Source organism: Nicoliella spurrieriana, assembly GCF_023380205.1.
Classification (GTDB): domain Bacteria; phylum Bacillota; class Bacilli; order Lactobacillales; family Lactobacillaceae; genus Nicoliella; species Nicoliella spurrieriana.
This window is the reverse complement of sequence record NZ_CP093361.1, coordinates 932,259-956,156: the sequence shown is the minus strand read 5'-3', so window position 1 is coordinate 956,156 and position 23,898 is coordinate 932,259. Positions and strand designations below refer to the sequence as shown.

Below are 23,898 nucleotides of genomic sequence, written 5' to 3'. Positions count from 1 at the left end.
TGTTTTTAATCTTCATCTTCACTGATGAAATGATAATTTACCGTGAGCGTCCGTTCAGCATCGCTTAACGTTCCTTGGAGTGGTTCCATCAATGCGCCAACATTATGAACGGAATCATAATTAAATCGATGGTCATTGGATCCAGTTACTAAATCCAGGGGCTCGTTTCTACTCTGCCGATCGAATCCATCACCATAACCATCCTTGTAGGCCTCGGATTTGCCACGGAGTGCACTCCGTGATACAAACGGCGCATTGTATCCATCACGCAGCCCTAAATTATACTCATCTTGGTATGGATCGCCGGTCAATGGAATCTGTGGTTCATCCGCAATCCGTTCTAGCGAAACTTCGCTTTCTGCAATGCTAGCATAACTAACAGCTAGCGATGCGTAATCACCCTCATGGACATCAGCGGAGCTAGCAATCGAATCAAAGTATCCGGCCCCGGTAAAGTTTCCGTTGGCCATTTGTGAACTAGCAGCTAACCGAGCCCGTTGTGCAACGCTAGCCAGTGATTGGGCTTGGCTCACCGCACTGAGTGCGTCCAAGGCGGCTGAATTGTTCGGTGCAATTGCGGTTGCACTGCGGGCCACCCGTTCGGCTGACGATGTAACACTAGCAGTGATTACTTGGGTCGCTGAATCAGCACTACTGGTCATTGAAAAAGCCGAAACCGAATCAACACTCGCTTCATCCACAGCAACGGAGTCGTTATTCACTGAACTGGAAGCAGCAGCTGGTGCAGAACTACTGCTAGGCGCTACACTAGGTGCTTTGCCCGTGGGTTCAGCCACACGATTGTCAGCATGTTGTTCCACATACTCACTCGCGTATGAATAATCGGCATAGACCCGGTCCTTCAAGCTTTTGGCAACGCTATTTTGCGCACTTGCGACCGAATAGGCACTAGAGGCCACGTTGGCTGCACTAACCGCTGATTGGGCGGTCGCAATCGCTTGGGTCAGGTAACTATGGGCGACGCTTTGGTTGTGCTTAGTAGCAGCTGAGTAAGCCTGGGATTGGTAACTCGTCGCCGCACTAGCAAAGTCATTCGCACTCCTTAACGCAGTCGCGGCATAAACGTTTACGTTGTTAGCCAAACTATCGGCAGTGATTGCAGCGGTATGGGATGCAAAGACGTTGCTCGAATACGATAACAATTCTGGGTACTGACTAGTAAAGCCAGCGGTTGCCACCGCATACGACTGGGTTTCAAATGGAATTGCATGGGTCTCGTTCGCAATGAAGTCGGCACTAGCGGCTGCCAAACTAGCATCCGCCGCCGCACTGGCTGCACGGCCGGCTGGATCAGCATTAAACGAGTCGTTGTAAGCAGAGTATGCAATCGATTGGGCATCGAATACCACTGCGTTCATCGCCCCTTTGACACTTGCAATTGATCCCAATTCACCAGCTGAAATAACCGAATCAATATCGGCAGCAGCACTCGTAAAGGCTAATGATGCAGAACTAATTCCACTGGCAAGGGCGGCATTATCACCGAATGGGTTTTTGAACCGGGCTAAACTAGCGGTGCCATAAGCACTATTAAACGCCGCGCTAGCACTAGTCATTTCAACCGCCAGGCTTGCTAAGTGGGCATCTGCGGTCATCGAGTTAGCAACGCTTACGGAAGTCCTTAGATCACCCTCGGCCGCAGTCAAGGCATCAACAGCACTGCTAGTCGAACTAGCAACGCTGGTTAATGACAACTGGGCGGCACTAGCGACATCCATCAGCTGCGTTACTGCACTTACCCGCTCGTTCACATCCGCTGCATGGCTAGTGGCTAAGCCTAAGTGTCCAGCAATAATTGCTGCTGAGGCTGCCGTACTGGTTGTAGCAACTGCCTGCTGGTTAGCAAAGACCTCATGGGTAGCACTTATAACCGTGGCATGATTGCTATTAGCCCGCGCAGTTGCCACCCGTAACGCTGAGTGGACCGGATGAAGCCGCTTCATTTGCGTCATTACGTTACTAGCAGTGGAACGCATTAATCCGACCATTGATTGTAATGCTGAATCAACCGGATGGGCACTGGCCATTGCAGCCACTGTGTCCGTTGCAGAGCCCACTAAGCTAGTGTTAGCATCAGCTCCGTTATACTTATCAGTTGCTAACATCAGTTGCGCTTCTACAGCACTAAATTGTGATTCGACTGTCGAATTAAGCGTTTCAGCTGCGGATGCAACGCTAGTGGTATCAGCAGCAGCACTACTTACTTGCGGATTCAATTCAGCAATCGTTTCGGCAATTGCAGATGCTTGCGCAGCATTTTGGCTAGCAGCACTAATTGCATGCTCGGCAATGATGGAATCAAAGCTAGCTTGACTTGCTGCTACCAAGGCAGTCCGTGCAGTGGTGGAAGCCGTCGCTTCAATGCTAGTGGCAATATCATTGGCCGATTTAGCCTTTGCAGCTAACGATTTTGCGATTGACGAATTATACGGACCATCATTTTTAGCCGAATTTAATACCGCAAGGGCACTGTTAGCATTGCTGGCCGCTAAACTAGCGGTGCTAGTAGCCCGGACCGCGGTACTACGAGCATCGTCAGCAAGACTAGATTGCAGCTGCGCATCTGCGTGAGTAGATTCAACCACCGCTGCGTTCGACTCAGCTGCAGCGATCAATTGGGTAAGAAGGGCGTTCTTTGCCTTATCGCTAGCGGCCAATGAAGCGGTCGAAGTAAACGTTTCCGCTTGACTCTGGAGTTTATGAAGCTGGGTTTGCGTTTGATCAACTGCTAGCCGGGCGGACACGGCGGCGCTGGTGTAAGAATCAACATTCATCGAGTGCGCACTTGCTTGGGCGACCGCATTTGAGACCCGGACAGCATTAAAGGCCGTATTCGAAGGATTTAAGCTAGCGGCAATTGATTGGGCACTAGCAGCCGCAATGCTTGCGGTCATCGCAGCCGTGCTGGCAATTGCACTAACGGAAGCAGTCGCTGAATTAGCACTAACGGCTACTTGTTCAGCAGAACTTAACGTCACAGCCGCGCTGCTGACGATGGTAGACGTTGAATTCACAACGGCCGCCCCACTTGTAGCAATTTGGTGGGCACTTTCAAAAGCAGTAACATCACCGATTGCAGTGGCACTAAGGACTGCACTAGCGGCGCTACTAACGACTAGGTTCGCTGAGTTAGCAGTGGCAGTCGCAGTCGCTACTAACGAAGCCGTTGAACTAACCAGCTGGTGAATCGATTTAGCAACAGCGTTTATAGACCCTGCCGTTTGATTTGCACTAGCAGCCACTTGGGCAGCGGCACTAGCATGATCGGCATTGCTATTGGTCTTCGAATTAGCAGCAGCGGAATTGGCCACCTCAGCCTCACTTGCTGCCTCGCTTGCTGCCTTTTGATTGCTAGCGGTAAGACTAACGTTAGCAATGGCAGCCATGGCAACGTCCGCAACGACGGAAGCCTCCCGATTAGCCTTACCAACCTTAGCACTGGCTAGGCTAGTGGCAACACTGGCTTGCTCCAGCGTTCCAGTCGCGTTAATCGTTTGGGCATTGGCCACGCTAATGGCAGCTGCAACATGGCTCGCTGCTGCATTGACCTCACCATTTGCGGATTTAGCAGTCCCTAATGCAACGGCAATCACACTGGCTTCCACGGAGTTCTTTAAGACCGTATCATCTGCCACCCGTGATGCTCGTTTGGCTGCAGAATTAGCATCCTGTGCAGCTTGAATCATCTTCCGAACTAACCCGTCACCACTGCGGTAATTCCCCACTGAATAGGCGGATGCAGCGGCCTTAGATGCTGAACTGATCATCACCGTTGCCGACACTGCAATCGAGTTTTGTTGCGATACCTCGTTGAACGTGGCAACGGCAGCTGAACAGTCTACCTGGGCATTGCGGCTAGCTGATTGGGCAGCTCCATAGGCGGCAGCAGCGACCGAAGATAAAAACTTAGCGGTTCCAGCATTACTTCTAATGCTACTATGTTGTGAATAGTAGCCGACCTGGCTACTGATTTGATCAATTTGCAGCTGGGTTTGACTAGTGATGCTAGCCACTTGACTATTCACTAACGCATTTGAACGGACATTGCGGGTCGCATTAGCAGCAACCACACTCGCTGTACTAACCAACGATGCAGTATATGAAGCAGCATTCGCGGCTTCGGAGCTAGCGTTGCTAGCCTCATGATCACCCGCACGCACCGTTAACGATGAATCGCTAGTTGCGGTACTATCCATGCGGTTCGCCTGACTCGCAAAGTTATTGGCCAACGAACCGGTCACCCTAGCGGTGCTGGCAGCATCTGCAGCAGTCCGTGCTGCGCTAGCTCCACCATCTTTAGCTAGCGTCACCCGTTCAGCAGCGGCACTAGCTACGCTAGCATTAAATGATGCTAATGCAGCAGCCATTGATGCGACCATTGCCGCACTATGGGCTGCAGAACGGTTCTGATCTTGATTAGCAACAGCAAATGCACTGGCGGCACTGGAATAAATAATTGCGGTTGATTTAATCATTTGATTAGCACTGGTAGCCAGTGAGTTAGCGCTCACCGCAGTCCTGGTGGCCCTAAATGCAAATATCGATGCTGAACTAGCGGTTAACTTAGCAGTGTTTACCACGCTAGCAGCGGATGAAGCCTGTGCTGCGAGCGAAGCAATTGCCGAATGCCCCGTATTATCTGCAGCAGCACTTAAAGCCGTTTGTACTGCTAAATCAGCATCGCTAGCAAACGCACTAGCGGTCTCACTATCATCATGGGTATTCTTGGCGTTGCTATCGGTGGATTGGCAGGCTCCGCTAGTATCCTTAGCAGCTAGCGAACCCACTCCATCCGCAAGCGAAATCGCATTCGCAGCCTTGTTCACCACTGCGGCATCTTGATCAATTGCATTACTAATGAAACTAGTCGCTGCCCTTACTGCAACGACTGCGCTTAGGGCTGCACTAGCAGTTACGTTCCGATCGATTGCCACTTGTTGATTGGCAAGTTCAAGCTGCTGAGCAAGTGAATTGGTCACTGCGTTCGCGGAGTTAGTGATTTCCACTGCGGTTGACGCTTCCGAAGCAGCACTGACTACCTTACTGGTGTAACTAGCAATCGCACTCCCGTTTGCCCCACTCGCTAACTTAGCGACCGAACTAGCGGTGCTGGCAGCACTAAGTGCCACTTGCGACTGGTTACTTGCCACCTTGGCAGCCGAAGCAGCAGCAGAGCTGGCACTAACGGCCCGCTGATGGTTCAAACTAGCTTCCGATTGAACTGAAGTGACGATTGAGTTGGCAAACGCAACTGCTGATGATGCGTTCGCTACGGAAACGTTGTCATAATTATGATTTAAGAACTCAATCCCAGCCACGGCCGAAGAAGCTGAAGCAGCATCACTAACTAACTTTGCATAAATTGAATCAGCAATATTAAACGCTAAGCTTGCTCCATGCGTTGCACTAGTCACTGCACTAGCCATTTCGGTCGCAACCACATGGTAACTGCTAGCACTACTATTCGCTAAATCGGCATCAACATGGTTCACTGCATCTGAGACAACCGATGCAGCCGACTTAGCAGCATCGACAGCATCAACGGTCGCCTCAGCAGCCGAACGTGAATTGCTAGCTGCAACGTGGGCAGCTGATAGTGCTGACTTGGCGCTAGTAGCTGCTGATTTAACAATCGCTGAGGCAGAAAGTGCCACTGCACTGGCGCTGGCAACCAACACCGCTGCGGATTGTGCGGCATGATCATCACCTTCAACAGCAGCAGCGCTTGCTAATTCAGCGGCTGAACTAGCATTCGCATTCGCAGTGGTGGCAGTTGCAGCAGCACTACTGGCCACTAACCCTTCCCTTTGGGCAATTGCACTGGCACTCATGGCAGCGGAATTAGCCAAATCAACCGCATGGGCCGCTGACTTAGCACTTGCCACTTCATCAGTAGCAACCGCTGCAGCTGAAGTAATCACATCATCTTCAGGGTAGTTTTGCGCCGCTAATTGAGTTTGGTGCGCCTCTTCCCCAACCGTTGTAACAATTGAAGCCGCATTGGCATTATCACTAGCAACGCTAGTCGCAATTTGATCAGCACCATCAGCATCATCAGAAGCAAGCGTCAAATTATCAGTTGCTAATGACGTTACCTTAGCGGTCAACTCAGCATCACTAGTGGCACTCGCAACGATCGATTCACCGCGTTCAACGTTTGCCAATGCGACTTGAGCAGCTTGACTAGCATCAATCGCTGCTTTCGACGTAGCCAGGTAATCGTTTGAAACCTGGTCTAACGCCCCATGCGCAGCATCCAATGCCGATGTCATTACCAAACTGGCGGAAAAGGTGTCAGTTCGGTAATCATCCATTGATTTTTGCGCACTCAATGCCGTTAGGATCAATGAATTGGCAACCGATGAGTTCCCCAATAAAGCAGCTGAGTTGACCGCTGAAACGGCACTGCTAACCACGCTAGCAAACGAAGCCGTACGTTTGGAAACCAAACTAACGTTAGCTGAATGCGAAGTGGCAAGGCTAGTTTGATGGTTAGCAACACTAGTGGCATTGGAAGCGTTATTCGTAACCGAATTGGCAACCGTACTAGCGCTAAGTGCCACGGCTGACTTATCACTGACCACCCGATTGTCCGGATGGCGTTTGTCCAATCCGTTCAATACATCCCTAGCAGAGGCAATGACCCCACTAATTAAATCAGCTTCAGCAACTGAATGGGTCCCAATTGCTGATGAAGCACTACTAATCCCATTAGAAGAAACTTTAATTGCCTTAGCACTAGCTGTAATTTCAGTTTGCATTTGACTAGCTGAATTTCGATACTGCGTAGCTGCGCGGTCGGCCAAACTCACCACTGATGATTCAAACGCGCTGCTTAACTCGGGATTCCCCAAATAAGCCGGGGTCCGATCACGAGCCAACATCTTACCATTCACCGCTGCACTCACTTTAGATTGCAGTTCCGAAGCAGCACTTGCGTAATCACCCGCGGAGTTAATGGCGCTAAAAATAACCTCCGCACTAGTGGTTGCATTGGAATCAGCCAGTAGCGAAAGGGTGTGGCTAGTATAACTATTAGCGCTACTACTTAACTTCGCCACCGCGTTGGACAATGACGTTAGGTATTGATATTCCTGCGAATCTGATTGGTCATAGTGCATCATTGAAAGTGAGTCACGAATATCTTCGTTCTCATTCGAATACGCAGTGGCTAGGCTATTATTATCCTTGATCGTTTCAAAAAGGTTCGCATATAAATCGACAATGTTAGCTTGACCGCTTTTGCTACTACTGGCAAAGGCCCCACCGTACACGGTATTATAAATTGAGTATACGTTCGCAAGGGAAGCAAATCCGCTATTGTCACTAGCAATGTCAGAACAGACCGATTCATTGGCCGAAATTACGTTCACGTATGAGTTAGCGGTACTTGCCAAACCAGCATTACCACCTACGACGTCAGTGTAAGCCAACGCAACGGCAGAGTTAGCCATTGAAATGGCCCCCGATTGAGCGTTAGTTAAATGATATACATAATAAGCATTACTATTTAATGCATCCATTGCGTTGATCGAGCGATTGAACGCATCCTCACGCTTTGGAATGGCAATTGCAAATGAATTATACGATTGTCCATACCGACTGTAATTATCATCATACTCAGCAGCTAGTGATTCCAGCTGTTGAACACTTGCTGATGGCAACCCGTTCGCCCACGATTTAACGACCGCTTTAGCTGAATTCATGAACGTATCATAGCTAAAAAAAGCACTCGCCAGTGAATCGATTGCACCCTTAATGTCCGTAAAGGAAGCATTTAGCGAACTAGCATATGACGCCACCAGTTGATTTTCAAACTGCCGATTCGTAGCAGCACTTGAGCCGGTCGCTATAATCGAATCATTGCGACTGCTTAATGAAGACACCAGCGATTCCCCGTATTGTACATTTGCAGCAAATGACATTTTAGCAATTAAATCGTCGTGATCAAGGGTTGCTTTTAAGGCCTGCACAGAAGCTAAATCAGCTGGATCATCCACTAAACTGCCCATTGAATTCGTTGCTTCAAATTGATCAACACTAGCACTGGGCACTGAACTAGAAGCGATGGCACTGGATGCAACCACGGACCGCTGAGTAGCACCATTAGATTGTAATGGGACCGTTGATTCAGGTTCAGCATGGCCCTGACGCGACTCCACCTCAGCAGAAACGGACTGCTCTGAACTGGTGGATTCACCACTATTAACGGCTGATTGAGCTTCAAAAGCTGCCCTTTGGGTCACTGAGGACGAAGTGGCAACGGAAGCCATCGATTGATCACCAACGCTGGAAGCAGGCGTCGCCACTTCACCGGTGGCTGATTGGTGGCCAGAATGGTAGCTATTGTAATTATTATTGACCATTTGAGCATGCACATTGTTTTCATATGCAAAGCCACTACTCAAGGTTCCTAGGACCGATTCTGAAACGATGATCGGGTTATTTTTAACTGTTTTCGCGAGTTGTTTATCATTAATTTTTTGATAGCCAAACTTGTTGTATTTCATTTCAAATATCTCCCTTTTTATGTAAGTCAAAAAACGAGGTGTTAGTCCACATTTCATTTAATTAGTTAAGTATTGCATACTAATTATTATACAACTTATTACCATTTTTTTAACCGTTGCCAACAACTTATTTTCCAATTAGACTAATCGAATCGACTAAAAAAGCACCGCTTTGATAATTAATTATCAAAACGGTGCTTAATGTTAATCGTCAAACAATGGACTTTCGTTCAAACGTTGCTGATACTTAGGAATTTCATCTTCTGAAGCACTAACGAAGTGGCCAGGTGCGATTTCAACCATCGAACGTTCCTTACCATCATGTTCTTCAGCATCATCATAGTCGATGACCTTCCGATTCCGTTCGTATTCGGGATCCGGGAACGGAACGGATGATAATAAACTCCGGGTATAGTCATGCAATGGATGCGCATATAGTTCATCGGAATCCGCAATCTCTAGCATTTTACCATAGTGCATTACCCCGATACGATCACTAATGTATTTAACCATTGAGAGATCATGGGCAATGAACAAGAAGGTCAAGTCGCGTTCATTTTGCAACTTCTTAAGCAGGTTCACGACCTGGGCTTGAATTGAAACGTCCAGGGCTGAAATGGGTTCATCAGCAATGATGAACTTCGGCTTAACCGCAAGCGCCCGGGCAATCCCAATCCGTTGCCGTTGCCCCCCTGAAAATTCGTGGGGATAACGGGTAGCGTGTTCCTTACTTAACCCAACGGTTTGTAATAGTTCATCGACCTGTTGGTTACGATCATTTTCATCCTTTGCCAGGTGGTTAATGTCGATTCCTTCAGCAATGATATCACGGACCTTCATCCGTGGATTCAAAGAAGCGTAGGGATCTTGGAAAATCATTTGAATATCACGACGGAATTTTTGTAGCTGAGCCTTAGACTTCAGCTTAGAAACATCTTCATCTTCAAAGGTGATCTTCCCCGCTGTGGGTTCGTACAACCGAATAATCGCCCGGCCGGTCGTTGTCTTACCGGAACCAGATTCCCCCACTAATCCAAAGGTTTCACCCTTAAAAATGTGAAAGCTAATATCATCAACGGCCTTAACGGCATCCTTCTTGGTGATATTAAAATACTGTTTGAGATGTTCCACGTTCAAAATCACCGGTGCATTTTTCTTCTCCATGTTCCTATTCACCTCCCTGAACTTGTTCTAGGGTCAAACCCTTTAGTTTAGCATAGGTCCTTTGTCGTTCTACAATTTGCTCTGGCGGGGTAACCTTAGGCGCCCGTTTATCCAATAGCCAAGTAGCGGCATAGTGGGTATCACTAACCTTAAAGAACGGTGGTTGTTCCAATGTATCGATCTTCAAGACATATGGATTCCGGGGTGCAAATGCATCCCCCTTTGGTGGCTCCAATAAATCTGGTGGGGTCCCTGGAATCGATGGTAACGCATTCTTTTTGGTATTAACGGTCGGCATTGAATTCAACAGTCCCCACGTGTATGGATGCTTTGGATTGTAGAAAATTTCGTCAACGGTTCCGTATTCAACGATCTTACCGGCATACATTACGGCCACTCGATCGGCCATTCCAGCAACGACCCCTAAATCATGGGTAATGAAAATAATTGAAGTATCAATTTTAGTCTTCAATTCGTTCATTAAATCCAAAATTTTCGCTTGAATCGTAACATCCAACGCGGTCGTTGGTTCATCGGCAATGATGATTTCAGGATTATTGACCAACGCAATCGCAATCACGATCCGTTGCCGCATCCCACCTGAAAATTGGTGTGGGAAGTCGTTAATCCGTGCTTCAGCGTTAGTAATTCCAACCAATTGAAGCATCTTCAGTGCCTTGGCCATTGCGGTCTTCTTATCTAGGCCTTGATGAATCATCAATGGTTCAGCCACCTGGCGCCCAATCTTCATGGTTGGGTCCAGTGAAGTCATTGGATCTTGGAAAATTTCGGCGATGTCGTTCCCCCGTAATTCACTCAATTCCTTTTCACTTAACTTTAATAGTTCTTTGTCTTTATACTTAATACTTCCGCCAGCAACCTTAGCATTGTTAGCCATGAGCCCCATGATCGTACGGGTGGTAACCGTTTTACCGGAACCAGACTCCCCAACGATTGCTAGGGTCTCACCCTTTTTCAAGTCGAAGCTAACGTCACGAATGGCCTTGACCTCTCCAGCGTAAGTATCAAAATTTACTTTTAAATCACGTACTTCTAGAATATCATTTTGGTTTTCCATCGTAAATTAGCACCTACTTTCTAGATTTTGGATCGAAGGCATCACGCATTCCATCACCTAAGATATTGAAGGCGAGCATCAAGATGATCAAAACAACTGCTGGTCCCCACATTTGATATGGTAAGAACTGGAAGTTTTGTTGACCATTGTTGATTAACGTCCCCAATGAAGCCTTGGGTGCGGAAATCCCAATCCCGATGTAGGAAAGGAATGCTTCGAAGAAGATGGCATTTGGAATCGTGAACATCGTGTTGATGATGATCACACTGGATAGGTTTGGCAGCAAGTGCTTAGTAGCAATCTTCCACTGACTTTCGCCCAGTGTTCTAGCAGCCAACACGAATTCTTGGTCCTTTAATTCCAACGTCTGGGCCCGAATCAACCGGGCCATATTAATCCAACTGGTAAAGGCGATTGCGATGATGATGGCAGTCATTCCTGGCTTTAAAATCAAGATTAACAATACCATTACGATCAAGTTTGGAATTGAGAGCATGATTTCAATAATCCGTTGCATTACGTTATCAACGGCACCACCCTTAAGGCCTGAGTACATCCCGTAGGCAATCCCGATCGTTAAATCAAAGAACGTTGCTACAATTGCAATCGTAAGCGAGATTCGTGTCCCGTATAAAATTCTAGAAAGCAAGTCCCGCCCTAGGTAGTCAGTTCCCAGCCAGTAGTTGACGCCATTGGCAACGTGGGCTTGGGCATAAGCATTTACCCGGCTTCCGCTTTGAACTAACGTCCCGTCAAATCCGGGGATAAATTCAAGGAATGGAATCCGTGGTGGGAGGTTCGCGTGGCCCGGGTTCGTCGCATTCGGATTTGCGGGGGACCAAATTAATGAACCAAACGCTAAGATAAATAGAATCACTAAGATGACCAATGATATCATGGCCGCCTTATTTTGTTTTAAGCGGCGCCAAGAGTCCTGCAGGAAGGTCAATGATGGCGCAGCGATTTTTTCACTATCCAGATGCGCACCATCAGGTAAGCGGTCAAACGCATCGGCTGGTAATTGATGATTTTCTTTTTCTGCCATCGATTATCCCTTCTTTCCTGTAATTCTAATTCTTGGATCAATGATTCCGTAAACAATATCGGTAATCAATAGGACCACACAGAGCATGAAACTATACATAATCGTCAGCCCCATGATGGTAGGATAGTCATTCGTCAAGATCGACTTAACGAATTGTTCCCCAATTCCTGGGATTGAGAAGATGTTTTCAACAACCATTGAACCGGTCATGATGTTAACCGCCAATGGTCCAATGATGGTAATAATTGGAATCAAACTATTCCGCAGTGCATGGTGATAGATAATTCCAGTTTGCCCGAGCCCCTTGGCCTTTGCTAATTCGATGTAGTCAGAACTCAAAACATCGATCATTTCGGTCCGCATGAACCGGGCCGTTTCAGCGAATGGTAACGCAGCCAACGCTAGGGTTGGGAGGACCGTATAACTAGGGCCACCCCATTCAGCGATTGGGAACCAACGGAGTTGGAGTCCGAACCAGTTTTGTAACAGCACGGCTAACACGAATGATGGCACTGACACCCCGAGAATTGAAATAATCGTAGTCGTAGTATCAACCCAGGTATTCCGTTTGATAGCTCCAATGGAACCCACCACGATTCCGGCTAACACCCCGATGACCATGGCTTGAATCCCTAATTGTAATGAAGCGCCGATCCGGCTAAAGATTAAATATGACACTGGTTGATCACTGAACTGGAATGATGTTCCAAAGTTACCAGTAATCGCACCACCCAGGTAATTCAAGTATTGTACCCACACTGGCTTATCCAAACCATATTGTTGGTAAATCGTATGAATTTCAGATGGTGATAACTTTTCTTGGTTAGTTAGCGGTGTTCCGGGCATTAACTTCATCATGAAGAACGTTACCGTCGTCACGATGAACAGAGTTAACACCAGGTAGAACACACGCTTACTAAGGTACTTTACCATTAAAATCCCCTCGCAATCTGATAATTGAGCTTTAAAATAGCAAAAGTAATATCAATATTATAATGATATTACTTTTGGCTAATATTAATTATAACTTTTATTTGATGTAAGTGTCACGGAAGTTAAATCCAGGACCAGTAGTTGAGTATTCAAGGCCCTTAACGTTATCTTTCCGAACCTGTGATAATACTGGTTGATAAAGTGGAACGATTCCGGCATTATCCATCAAGACCTTTTCAGCATTTACAAGATCATCCCAACGCTTACCAGCATTGTTAGCATCCTTGCCTTCTGCATCACTAACGTACTTGTCGTATTCAGCATTCTTCCAATGACCATTGTTGTAAGCATTGTCTGAAGTAAATAGATCTAAGAATGTAATTGGGTCTGGATAATCACCATTCCAACCACTTAGTACTAAGTCAAACTTACCGTTTTGAGAGTTAGTTAAACGAGTCTTAAATGGTAAGTTTTGGTTCGTAATCTTCAAACCAGGTAACTTAGTAAGGTCACTTTGGATTGCTTCGGTATTCTTAGTGGCAGTAGGAGTATCATCAGCCAGCAAGCCTAAACTAACGCTCTTCTTGCCAACTTCTTTCAATCCCTTTGCCCAGTACTTCTTAGCTTCAGCCAAGTTGTAAGATACATCATTTGTAGTTTCATTACTATCTTCAGCTGCATCTGCGAAGTCCTTACCATCATGAGAAGCTAACCCAGTTGGAACTAATCCCTTAGCAGGAGTAGAACCGTCTCCTAAGACATCCTTAGTAAGTGCCTTCCGATCAATTGCCAGTGAAATTGCTTTTCTGATGTTTTCATTCTTCAACACTGGGTTACTCTTTTGGTTCATTTCTAGATACCACATCGATGATTGCTTCAAATCGTGTAGTTGTGGGGAATTCTTAAAGTTATTTACTTGTTGTTTCCCAGAAAGGGTTGCAACATCAAACTTACCAGCTTGATATTGGTTCAAAGTAGTTCCTGCATCCTTAGAAACAGTAAACTTAACCTTATCCAACTTCGTCTTACTATTGTTGTAGTAATCCTTATTACGAGTTAAAGTCCATGAATCATTAGTACCGGTCCAACCAGTCACCTTGTAAGGTCCGTTATAAACTTGATCGGCACTCTTAGTCCCGTAAGCAGAACCATACTTCTTAACGGCCTTTTCTGATTGTGGGTATAGAGGTGACATTGCAACGATGTACTTAAAGTAGCTTTGTGGCTTGGAAAGTGTAATTACCAATTTATAATTACCCTCCGCCTTGACACCCAGTGAAGAAACTGGCATTTGTTTCTTAGAAACTGCTTCATAATTCTTAACGTGATCTAATAAGTATGAATATTGTGAAGCCGTCTTTGGATTAGCGGTTCTTTGGATTCCATAGACGAAGTCCTTGGCAGTCAATTCTGAGCCATCGCTCCATTTTGACTTCCGTAAATTAAAGGTGTAAGTCTTCCCATCCTTAGAAACGGAATAGCTCTTAGCAACCCCTGGTTGAACCTTGTTGTCGTTACCGACCATCAAAAGTCCTTCATTACTGTTGTTAAGGGTACGCATACTTACGTTATCCGTAGCCTTTGATGGATCAAGTGTTGGCAAGTTTGCTGACTCCTGCCAGGTTAATGTCTTAGTACTTCCGGATTCGCTGCTGCTGTTACTGCTTCCACAGGCAGCTAGTCCGAGGGCGGTAACTAATGTAACACTACCGACCTTTGCTAACGTCTTTAACTTCATACAGAATCCCCCTTACACCATCATGGTAGTCCACAACGGTGAATTGAATGTTTTGATTGCTTTTAATCATAAATTAATTTTTAACTAAAATCAATACTTATTCACATTTTATTTTAATGTAGCATCATTTAACATCCCGTAAAATCAGCGTAAAAGGTTGTAAACAAGGTATTCATGCACTCCCAAATAAAATAGTGATGTTAGCAATTTTTTTGCTGACATCACTACTTCAATTATTTAATATAGGTTTCCCGGAAGTTAAATCCAGCTCCAGTTGGTGAGTATTGGATTCCCTTCACGTTACTCTTTTGGACTTGCGGTCTAACTGATTGATAAAGTGGAATAATTCCATCGTTGCTCATCAAGACTTTCTCAGCGTCGACCATGTCGTTCCAACGTTTGTTAACGTTATTGGCATCCTTACCCTCAGCGTTATCCATTAACGTATCGTACTTTGTGTTACTCCAGTGCCCATTATTATAGGCGTTATTAGTCGTAAATAGTTGTAAGAACGTCACTGGATCAGGATAATCAGCAATCCATGCACTGACAACTAAATCAAACTTACCACTAACGGAGTAGTTCAACCGGGTCTTATACGGTAGGTTTTGGTTCGTAATCTTTAGGCCTGGTAACTTCGTTAAGTCACTTTGCAATGTTTCGGTCGTCTTGGTCCCGTTTGGCGTATCATCAGCCAGTAGGGTTAGGCTTAAGCTCTTCTTACCGACTTCCTTCAACCCCTTGGCCCAGTACTTCTTAGCTGCTGCCAAGTTATATGAAACATCATTACTAGTAGCATTGGAATCCTCTGCGGCATCCGCAAAATCAGTCCCGTTATGCTTAGCTAACTTGGTTGGGACTAGTCCCTTAGCTGGCAACGAACCATCCCCTAAAACATCGTTCGTCAATGCCTTCCGGTCGATCGCTAATGATAATGCCTTCCTAATATTTGCATTCCGTAGTTCTGGGACTTTCTTTTGGTTCATTTCAACATAGTAGGTCGCTGCTTGCGGTAACTTCTTTAGCTCTGGTGAGTTCTTAAAGCTATTCACCTGTTGTTTTCCAGAGAGGGTGGCCACATCGAACTTCCCAGCTTGGTATTGGTTCAAAGTGGTTCCGGCATCCTTTGACACCACGAATTTAATATTATCCAACTTGGTCTTGTCGTTATTATAGTATTCCTTATTTCTAGTCAGCTTCCAGCTATCGTTAGTCCCATTCCAACCAGTTACCTTGTAAGGACCGTTATAAACCTGTTCACTACTCTTGGTTCCGTATGCGGAGCCATCCTTTTCGACCACCTTTTGTGATTGTGGGAACAATGGCGTCATGGTTGCAATGTATTTAAAGTAACTTTGTGGCTTGGCAAGCGTTACGACTAACTTATATTTGCCTTCCGCCTTCACGCCGAGCGAAGAAACTGGCAATTGCTTCTTTGAAATGGCAGTATAGTTCTTAACGTGATCCAATAAGTATGAATATTGTGACGCCGTTTTGGGATTGGCAGTTCGTCTAATTCCATAAACAAAGTCCTGTGCCGTTACATCGGAGCCATTACTCCACTTTGATTTCCGCAGATTGAATGTATAGGTTTTTCCATCCTTCGAAACGGAATAACTCTTGGCGACCCCTGGTTCGACCTTATTGTCGCTTCCAATCATCAATAACCCTTCATTACTATTATCAAGGGTCCGCGCACTCACGCTATCGGTCGCAAGTGAAGGATCAAGGGTGGGCAAGTTCGCTGATTCTTGGAACGTCAACGTCTTGGTATTCCCGGTAGTACTACTATTATTACTGCCACAGGCAGCTAGGCCCAACATTGCCACTAATGCAACGCTTGAGACCTTTACAACTGAACTTACTTTCATTTCACCATCTCCAATTAATTTCTATTCAATTACAATTAAATCGCGGTTACTATGGGTCAACAGTTCAAAACCACTGCCCTTGATTAAAACGTCATCTTCAATCCTAACGCCACCCTTGCCCGGCAAATAAATCCCCGGCTCAGCGGTCATCACGTACCCGGCATGCAGTTGGTGGTGGCGGTTCGGACCCATCACTGGTTGTTCATGAATATCTAAGCCAATCCCGTGGCCACTGCCATGCCCAAAGTAATCACCATACCCCTGCTGGGCAATGTATTGACGAGCTGCGGCATCCACGCTAGTCGTATCAGCGCCACTGTGCATGGCTTGGATCATCTTCGATTGAGCTGCTTGCACCACGGCATACACCCGCCGTAGTTCAGCGCCCGGTTCCCCCACCGCAAACGTCCTGGTCATATCGAACGTGTAGTCACGGTAGTAAAAGCCAAAATCAACCGTTACCAACTCACCAGTTCGAATCACCTTATCGGATGCCGTCCCGTGGGGCAGTGCCGAGCGGTAGCCACTGACTACGATCGTATCAAAACTGGGTTTGCTAGCACCATGACTAGTCAACCAGTCAAATAAGAATCGCTCGACATCGCGTTCCTTGAGTCCCGCATGGACATAGTGGAGCATCGCAGCATACGCTTCATCAGCTAGTTGACAACTTTTCTTGATGGTCATAATTTCATTTTGGTCCTTAACGAACCGTAATTTTTCAACGACGTTATCAACCGCGACCAGCCGGTCACCAAATAATTGTTTTAATTCTTCATATGTAGCAAATTGCAATGAGTTCTCAAAGCCGACCGTGCCAGGCTCGGTAGCTAGCTCATTGTAAGCACTGGCGTAGTAGTCCCTGGTAATTTCCAGTTCGATCGGCGCATTCGCCAACCGTGCGACCATTTCGGTCTCATAGCGACTATCAGTAATCAATACCGCCCGCTGCGCAGTAACCACAAAACACCCATCACCGGGTAACCCATGAAACCCGCTTAGGTACAACAGGTTAAATGCATCGGTGATGACCATGCTGTTAACGCCAAGCAATCGCATTTGCTTACGCAACGCCTTCATTCGTTGGTCCATCTGTATCTCACCTCACCTTCTAAACCAATTGCTTTCCATCTTAAATTAATTTTCAATTAAAAGCAACCGCAATTTCACATTTAAAATTAATCTGGCATGGATGGTTAGGAATTTAACGGTAAATGGATTAAAATAGAAATAATTACTTAAATTAGGAGACTTTGAATGAACGAAGAACAAGCTTTGACCCCGGTCATTACCGCCGGACTTAATATTAAAGACGACCATTTTGATTACTCAATGGCCGAATTAAATAACCTCGCAACCGCAAATCAGATGACCGTCGTTGAATCCCTGGTTCAAAAAACCGACCATCGGGATGCTGCTACTTACTTTGGCAAGGGGAAGGTCGAAGAACTAGCGACCATCCTGGCCGATGATGGCGTGGAAACGGTCATAATTAACGACGAACTCAGCCCTAGTCAAATCAGAAACCTAGAAAAACGAACGAAAGCCAAGATCATTGACCGGACCGGATTAATTTTAGAAATCTTTGCAAATCGGGCTCGGACCCACGAAGCTAGATTACAAGTTGAATTAGCCAAACTACAATACCAACTCCCCCGGTTGCACACCAGTGCTAGCCAACGGCTCGACCAACAAACCGGTGCCGGTGGGGGCGGCTTTACCAGCCGGGGGGCCGGGGAGTCACAATACGAATTGAATCGGCGGGTCATCCAAAATCGGATTTCGCATATCAAACACGAGCTCAAACAAATTAAAAAATCGGATCAAACCCAACGCAAGCAACGGGATGCCAATCAAATCCCAACGATTGCCCTAGTTGGATATACCAATGCTGGTAAATCCACAATCATGAACCAATTATTGGCTCGGTTTGGGGATCAGGATAAGCAGGTGATGGTCAAAAACATGCTGTTCGCAACCCTTGACACTAGCGTGCGGCGGTTGGTATTCAAGGACCATAAGCAACTGCTGATCAGTGATACTGTCGGCTTCGTCAGCAAACTCCCCCACCAACTAGTCAGTGCCTTTCGTTCAACGTTGGCGGAGGCCGCTAGTGCCGATTTGTTGGTCCAGGTCGTTGATTTTTCTGATTCAGATCGGCAATTAATGATGGACACCACCCAATCGACATTGGAGGAAATCGGTGTTCCCGAAATTCCGATGGTTACCATCATGAATAAGGCTGATTTAACCGATAGCCGCTATCCGTTCCGTGAGGGCCAGAATTTAATCATGGCCGCCAATGACGAAAAATCGATTGACGCCCTGGTCGAATTGATTAAGGAAAACGTCTTTAAGAACTACGTCACTAAGGAATTATTAGTCCCATTTAGTGACGGCCAAGTCGTTTCAGAGTTAAACGAACGCGCCACCGTTTTAAACACCGCCTATGTTGATGCGGGGACCCAATTGACCGTCGAACTACCAGCAAGTGAAGTTGGGCGGTTCGAAACCTACATCCAAGATTAGCGCATCAAAAAAGGCTTAGTGACCGGATCTCCGGTCATTAAGCCTTTTCATTTTGTTTGAATGCAATCCGCATTTGAATCCGGTATGCTTGTGGTTGTTCAACGGTCCCGGCCCGGCCATTCATTTTGGAATTTCCCCCGACCATAATTGCGGCAGCGGCAAATAAATGAATCCGGGTGGCACTGATGCTTTGTACCGATTGCAGTCCGACCCGTTGGACCACCCCGACCCGCAGTAAGTGGGCCTGGTTAATTCCAGCGTATGCTACATATTGACCCGCTTCTAACTTTAAATTGAAGTGGGGAATCATCGCTCCAGCACAGATTGCATATGCCGGCTTCCGACTTTGGGCTAGGTAGTTAGTTAACTCATGTTCACTAAGTCCCGCGTAATTGTCAGTCATTAACGCATTCGTTAACATATCATGCGCAATCATATCAATGTTTTTCAATTCAGCATCGCTACTAAGCACCTTTGCTGGTAATACGCGTTTGGGATCGTAAAAGCCATCCAACGGAATCTTGCGTGGATTTTGAATATCATCAATGACCGGCTTAATCGAAACGCCCGATTCAGGTTGGCGGGGCTTGATTCGAAATAACTTTTCAATTTTGGGTGAGATATCAAACGGCGCCTTCCGTTGGGTAAAGAAATACACCACGTTTAAGAATAAAAAGTACAGTAATAATAACCCGACCACTAAGAAGAGGGCGCCCTGTAATAATACCCCGTTTAAAATGAAGCGGACGCCTGCATATAGTAAGTAGGCGGTTGCCACCCCACCGACAATGGTGTAGATGCGCCCCTTTAGTTTGGGACTAAAATTAATGTAACCCAGGTATTGATTGACTGCGTCTAAAAACGTAAACATTAATTTTCATCCCCCTAATTATCATTGTTTTGGTCGGTACTACTACTGGAAGATTGCGTATTATCAGTATCGTTATTACTACTGCTACTGCTGCTATCTTCGGTCTGTTTGTCACTACTAGAACTAGCTTGGGAGCTTTCAGTACTGTGACTTTCACTGCTACTCGTTTTTTGACTGTTGTTATCATTACTGGAGTCGTTTCGGTGACTAGTATTATCAGAACTAGCGCTATCCGAGCTACTATCCTTGCTGCTAGCATCAGAGCTACTGGAGTCCTTATCCTTAGGATCAGACTTAGAGTCACTACTAGCCTTACTGGAGGCGCTAGTCTTATTAAACCCAGCACTAACATCAGTGGTCCGCACGGGAGCCCCCTCGTTAGTATGGGTTACCTTATTATTTACGATATTGACCGCACTCATCGTCAATGCAATTGATAGAATTGCAAACGGTGTAATGATTGGCGGAATTCGTTTATCCATTCACATTCATCCCGATCTTGGTTCAAATTAATACCACTAAGCTTAACAAATGATTATAAAGGATTTGTTAAGTAAGCATTAAAGATTATTAACTTTTCAACTTAGCAATCACCGTCGCCATAAAGGCATCAACATCGCGGTGGGCAGTGGGCAGATCATTGTTCTTGATAATGGTGGCATGCCCCATCAATTCCTGCGGGATTTGTTGATCACGTTTATTTTCAGCACTTTGCATCCGCTTGGCAATTTTTTCCGGATCATCACCGCGGGCTTCCATTCGTTTCCGCAGGGCAGCGGCACTATCCTTACCAACATCAACGGTTAAATAGATCGTAAGGACCTGGTCACTAAGCGCTCGTTGGTAGGCTAGCGCTCCCTTGGTGTCCAAGACGATGCATGCCAGAGGGGCTGTCTGCCAAGCCGCCTCTAATCCCTCGATCGAAGAGCCGTACTGAGCACCCGAATAATGAACTGATTCTAAGAAGTGCTTCTGGGCAAAACTAGCATCACTTTCGAAGTAGTAATCAATTCCATCGTGTTCACCCTGCCGTGGTGCCCTGGTCGTGTGGGTAACCACCTTTGGGAGGTGGTATTTTGCACAAATATATTTACAAATCGTTGTTTTGCCACTTCCTGCGGCTCCCGTAATTACTAGCACCATTTTTTTCATAGCCATCCACCCATTAATTAGTTAGATATTGGTTAGCAGCATCCAATAGCGCTTTTAAATTATCAAACGTTAATTGTTTGCGAGCCCGTTCGAAATCAAACCAACCGTAGTTACTAATTTCAGCAACCTGTCTAGTGACGATTGCATCTTCAGGAACCCTTGCAGCGAAGAACTTAACGGTCTTGTGGTGTCCATTATTCATATCGTAATCCAAATTATGGTCAAAATTCAAATCCAATTTGATTGCTAAGTTAGTTTCTTCCTTTGTCTCACGAATGGCAGCATCTTCATAGCTTTCTGATCCCTCTAGATGCCCCTTTGGAAAGCCCCAAAAGTCACTAGTCGCACTTTTTAATAGGAGGTATTCAGGAGTGCCTGCTACCATTCGGTATACGATTGCGCCACCATCTAGTTCAGTTTTCATAAATTATCGACCCTTTCAATTGTTATTTTTGGTATTTCGTTCCATAATTTTATTAACTATCATTTTAATTATAACAAATCATAGGAGGTTTTTTATGAAAAACCATCAATTTGCATTCGTTCCGACTGAATTACCACAGATCGTCGCGGAACTAACCACCACCCGCTTTTTAGACGCTAGTAATGAACAGCTCCCAGCTGATGAGCTGCTCAAGGACCTAATCAAACGCACGCTTGTGAACTACCGCAGTGACGCCAGTAAGGAAATTGCCCTGGCCGATTTAATGGTTGATGACCACCAGGATGCCCGGGCCTTTTTCAAGGAGCATCAATCGGTGGAGCGGACCCAATTTTATAACCTCGCCCTCCAATTGCTCCATTTTCAAACCAACGAGGATTTTAAGTTGAGCGATCCCATCACCACGTGGCAACAATTTCAGCTGCCCATTTACGATGGCGCCAAGACCACGTTTGAAGCCGAAGATGTGTTGAGAGCATGGTACCTCCTATTAAATACCCACACTAAGTTCGGCCAAACCCTTTTAGATGACCTGGCTGCCAACGGCTACTTTGCCCAATTTAGTGACTTAAAGCAGCCGTTAATCTTCAACGGTAAGACCCAAGCGGTCTTTAACACCGACCATTTGATTCGGGAGGTCGTCTACGTGGAATCTGATTTAGATACCGACCATGATGGCAAACGCGACCTCTTGATGGCCCACGTTATTCGACCGGCTGAGACTGAAGCCGGCCTCAAGGTCTCGGTCCTCTTCACCGCCAGTCCGTATGATCAGGGGACCAATGATATTGCAGGGGCGCAGTTGACCCACAATGTTGACCACCCAATCGCCCATAAGGAACCGAATCAATTTAGCTATTCTGACGTCGAAAGCCACTACCAACCGGGTAACCTGCCAGCCAAACGGACCGGTAATGGCAAGACTGCCACCCACGCTGAAGAGCACTTTCAAAATGGCTGGGGCTACACGTTAAACAACTACTTCTTAGCCCGGGGATTTGCGGTCGTCTATTCCGCGGGGGTCGGGACCAAGGATTCGGATGGTCTCCGCACCACTGGTGATCCGGCTGAGACCCTGTCAGCAACCGCCATTATTGAATGGCTAGCCGGCAAGCGCACCGCCTTTACCAATCGCAACGGTGACGTTAAAATCACGGCCTGGTGGTCAAACCACAATGTCGCAATGACCGGCCGCTCCTACTTAGGAACGCTGCAGACGGCGGCGGCCACTACCGGCGTGGCGGGGCTTAAGACCTGCATCTCAGAAGCTGCCATTTCCAGTTGGTACGACTACTACCGCGAAAACGGGCTAGTAGTAGCTCCAGGTGGGTTTCAAGGTGAAGATGCCGACGTCTTGGCCGAAGAAACGTTCAGCCGGGAACAACGAGCTGGTGACTATCATCGCATCAAAGCCAAGTGGGACCAACAACTGGCAGCCATTACCAGTCACCAAGATCGTCGAAGTGGTAACTATAATCAATTCTGGGACGCCCGCAATTACCTTAAAGCAGTTGCTAACATCAAGGCCGATATGGTGCTCGTCCACGGTTTAAACGACTGGAACGTAAAGCCCCGCAATGTCTATAACCTCTACCAGGCATTAAAAAGCGTGCCGGTGACGACCAAGTTATTCTTACACCAGGGCCAACACATCTACATCAATAACTTTCAATCACTTGATTTTACTGACATGATGAACCTATGGTTATCAAATAAATTATTAGGCATCGATAACCACGCCAACGATTTAATTCCGCCAGTTACCATCCAGGATAATGTGAACCCGGGGACGTGGCAACTGCCAGCCGATTGGGGAACCAGTCATTCTAAGACGATTCAACTAAACGATGCTAAGGCATTGCAGCAGCCATTCGACCAAGCAACGCCCGCGTTTTTGGATCAACTGAGCCACGAGCAATTGAGCCAATACACTAAGCATGAAAGCAGTGGCCAATACGATGAATGGTTTAACGACTTGGTTAACAATCCAAATTCGCCAATTGAATCAACGCGCTTAATCTTTAAGACAAAGCCGTTGGACCATCCGATTACGATTGACGGGAAGGTCAAAGTCGACCTGACCATGGCTAGCGACCATAACGTTGGCCTAGTCAGTGCCATGTTAATTGACTATGGGGATGCCAAGCGTTTAAACGTTAGTCCCTCGGTGCTAGCCCCCAATGCAATCAACGCGGGCTACCAATGGACTAAGGATAGCCTCAAGGAATTTACCCTGCAGGCCAATCCGAGTCCATCCAAAATGATTTCAATCGGGCATTTGAACATGCAGAACCGTCAGAATAGCTACCGGGTCAACGAGTTAGAGCCCAATCAATACTACGACCTCTCGTTTGAACTCCAACCCACCTTTTATACCCTACCGGCGGGCCGGCAATTAGTCCTAGTCATCTATGCGACCGACCTTGCAATGACCGTGCGGGGGACCATGGGGGTCACCTACCACTTGAACACCACTCAATCATCATTCACAATTCCATTGCTTCACAATCCAGATTAAAAAGTGGTAAGATAATTATTAAATAA

At 46.4% G+C, this 23,898-nt stretch carries 14 protein-coding genes; 2 read left to right on the top strand and 12 right to left on the bottom strand.

The window, feature by feature from the left end; translation table 11 throughout:
* Positions 1–5: 5 nt before the first annotated feature.
* The 8 genes from MOO44_RS05190 to MOO44_RS05155 form a co-directional block, all read right to left on the bottom strand.
* Positions 6–8,531, bottom strand: coding sequence for a hypothetical protein (locus tag MOO44_RS05190; RefSeq protein ID WP_260116124.1), 8,526 nt, complete (start codon positions 8,529–8,531; stop codon positions 6–8).
* Positions 8,532–8,735: 204 nt separating this feature from the next.
* On the bottom strand, positions 8,736–9,695 hold the full coding sequence (locus tag MOO44_RS05185; protein WP_260116123.1) for an ABC transporter ATP-binding protein: 960 nt from the start codon (positions 9,693–9,695) through the stop codon (positions 8,736–8,738).
* Between the two features lie 4 nt (positions 9,696–9,699).
* Positions 9,700–10,773: an ABC transporter ATP-binding protein gene (locus tag MOO44_RS05180; RefSeq protein WP_260116122.1), complete on the bottom strand. Its 1,074-nt coding sequence runs from the start codon at positions 10,771–10,773 to the stop codon at positions 9,700–9,702.
* A 13-nt stretch (positions 10,774–10,786) separates the two neighbouring features.
* On the bottom strand, positions 10,787–11,818 hold the full coding sequence (locus tag MOO44_RS05175) for an ABC transporter permease (protein WP_260116121.1): 1,032 nt from the start codon (positions 11,816–11,818) through the stop codon (positions 10,787–10,789).
* Between the two features lie 3 nt (positions 11,819–11,821).
* Complete coding sequence (gene opp3b, locus MOO44_RS05170) at positions 11,822–12,751, bottom strand: oligopeptide ABC transporter permease (protein WP_260116120.1); 930 nt, start codon at positions 12,749–12,751, stop codon at positions 11,822–11,824.
* A gap of 97 nt (positions 12,752–12,848) precedes the next feature.
* The gene (locus MOO44_RS05165; protein ID WP_260116119.1) at positions 12,849–14,489 is read right to left on the bottom strand and encodes a peptide ABC transporter substrate-binding protein; all 1,641 of its coding nucleotides are present in this window, start codon (positions 14,487–14,489) and stop codon (positions 12,849–12,851) included.
* 233 nt (positions 14,490–14,722) lie between these two features.
* Entirely contained in the window at positions 14,723–16,360 is a 1,638-nt protein-coding gene (locus MOO44_RS05160) for a peptide ABC transporter substrate-binding protein (RefSeq protein ID WP_260116118.1), read from the bottom strand.
* Between the two features lie 21 nt (positions 16,361–16,381).
* Positions 16,382–17,452, bottom strand: coding sequence for a M24 family metallopeptidase (locus MOO44_RS05155; RefSeq protein ID WP_260116117.1), 1,071 nt, complete (start codon positions 17,450–17,452; stop codon positions 16,382–16,384).
* Positions 17,453–17,617: 165 nt separating this feature from the next.
* Between MOO44_RS05155 and hflX the strand changes: the two genes are divergently transcribed.
* The gene (gene hflX, locus MOO44_RS05150) at positions 17,618–18,889 is read left to right on the top strand and encodes a GTPase HflX (RefSeq protein WP_260116116.1); all 1,272 of its coding nucleotides are present in this window, start codon (positions 17,618–17,620) and stop codon (positions 18,887–18,889) included.
* A gap of 37 nt (positions 18,890–18,926) precedes the next feature.
* On the opposite strand, the gene MOO44_RS05145 is transcribed toward hflX, so the two are convergent.
* The 4 genes from MOO44_RS05145 to MOO44_RS05130 form a co-directional block, all read right to left on the bottom strand.
* Positions 18,927–19,760, bottom strand: a complete 834-nt coding sequence (locus MOO44_RS05145) for a DUF6681 family protein (RefSeq protein WP_260116115.1) — start codon at positions 19,758–19,760, stop codon at positions 18,927–18,929.
* Positions 19,761–19,774: 14 nt separating this feature from the next.
* A complete protein-coding gene (locus MOO44_RS05140) occupies positions 19,775–20,242 on the bottom strand; it encodes a hypothetical protein (protein WP_260116114.1) in 468 nt (155 codons plus the stop codon).
* Positions 20,243–20,330: 88 nt separating this feature from the next.
* The gene (locus MOO44_RS05135; protein WP_260116113.1) at positions 20,331–20,912 is read right to left on the bottom strand and encodes a guanylate kinase; all 582 of its coding nucleotides are present in this window, start codon (positions 20,910–20,912) and stop codon (positions 20,331–20,333) included.
* A gap of 13 nt (positions 20,913–20,925) precedes the next feature.
* Entirely contained in the window at positions 20,926–21,336 is a 411-nt protein-coding gene (locus MOO44_RS05130; RefSeq protein WP_260116112.1) for a bis(5'-nucleosyl)-tetraphosphatase, read from the bottom strand.
* Positions 21,337–21,430: 94 nt separating this feature from the next.
* Between MOO44_RS05130 and MOO44_RS05125 the strand changes: the two genes are divergently transcribed.
* Positions 21,431–23,872, top strand: coding sequence for a Xaa-Pro dipeptidyl-peptidase (locus tag MOO44_RS05125; protein ID WP_260116111.1), 2,442 nt, complete (start codon positions 21,431–21,433; stop codon positions 23,870–23,872).
* The last annotated feature ends 26 nt before the right edge of the window (positions 23,873–23,898 follow it).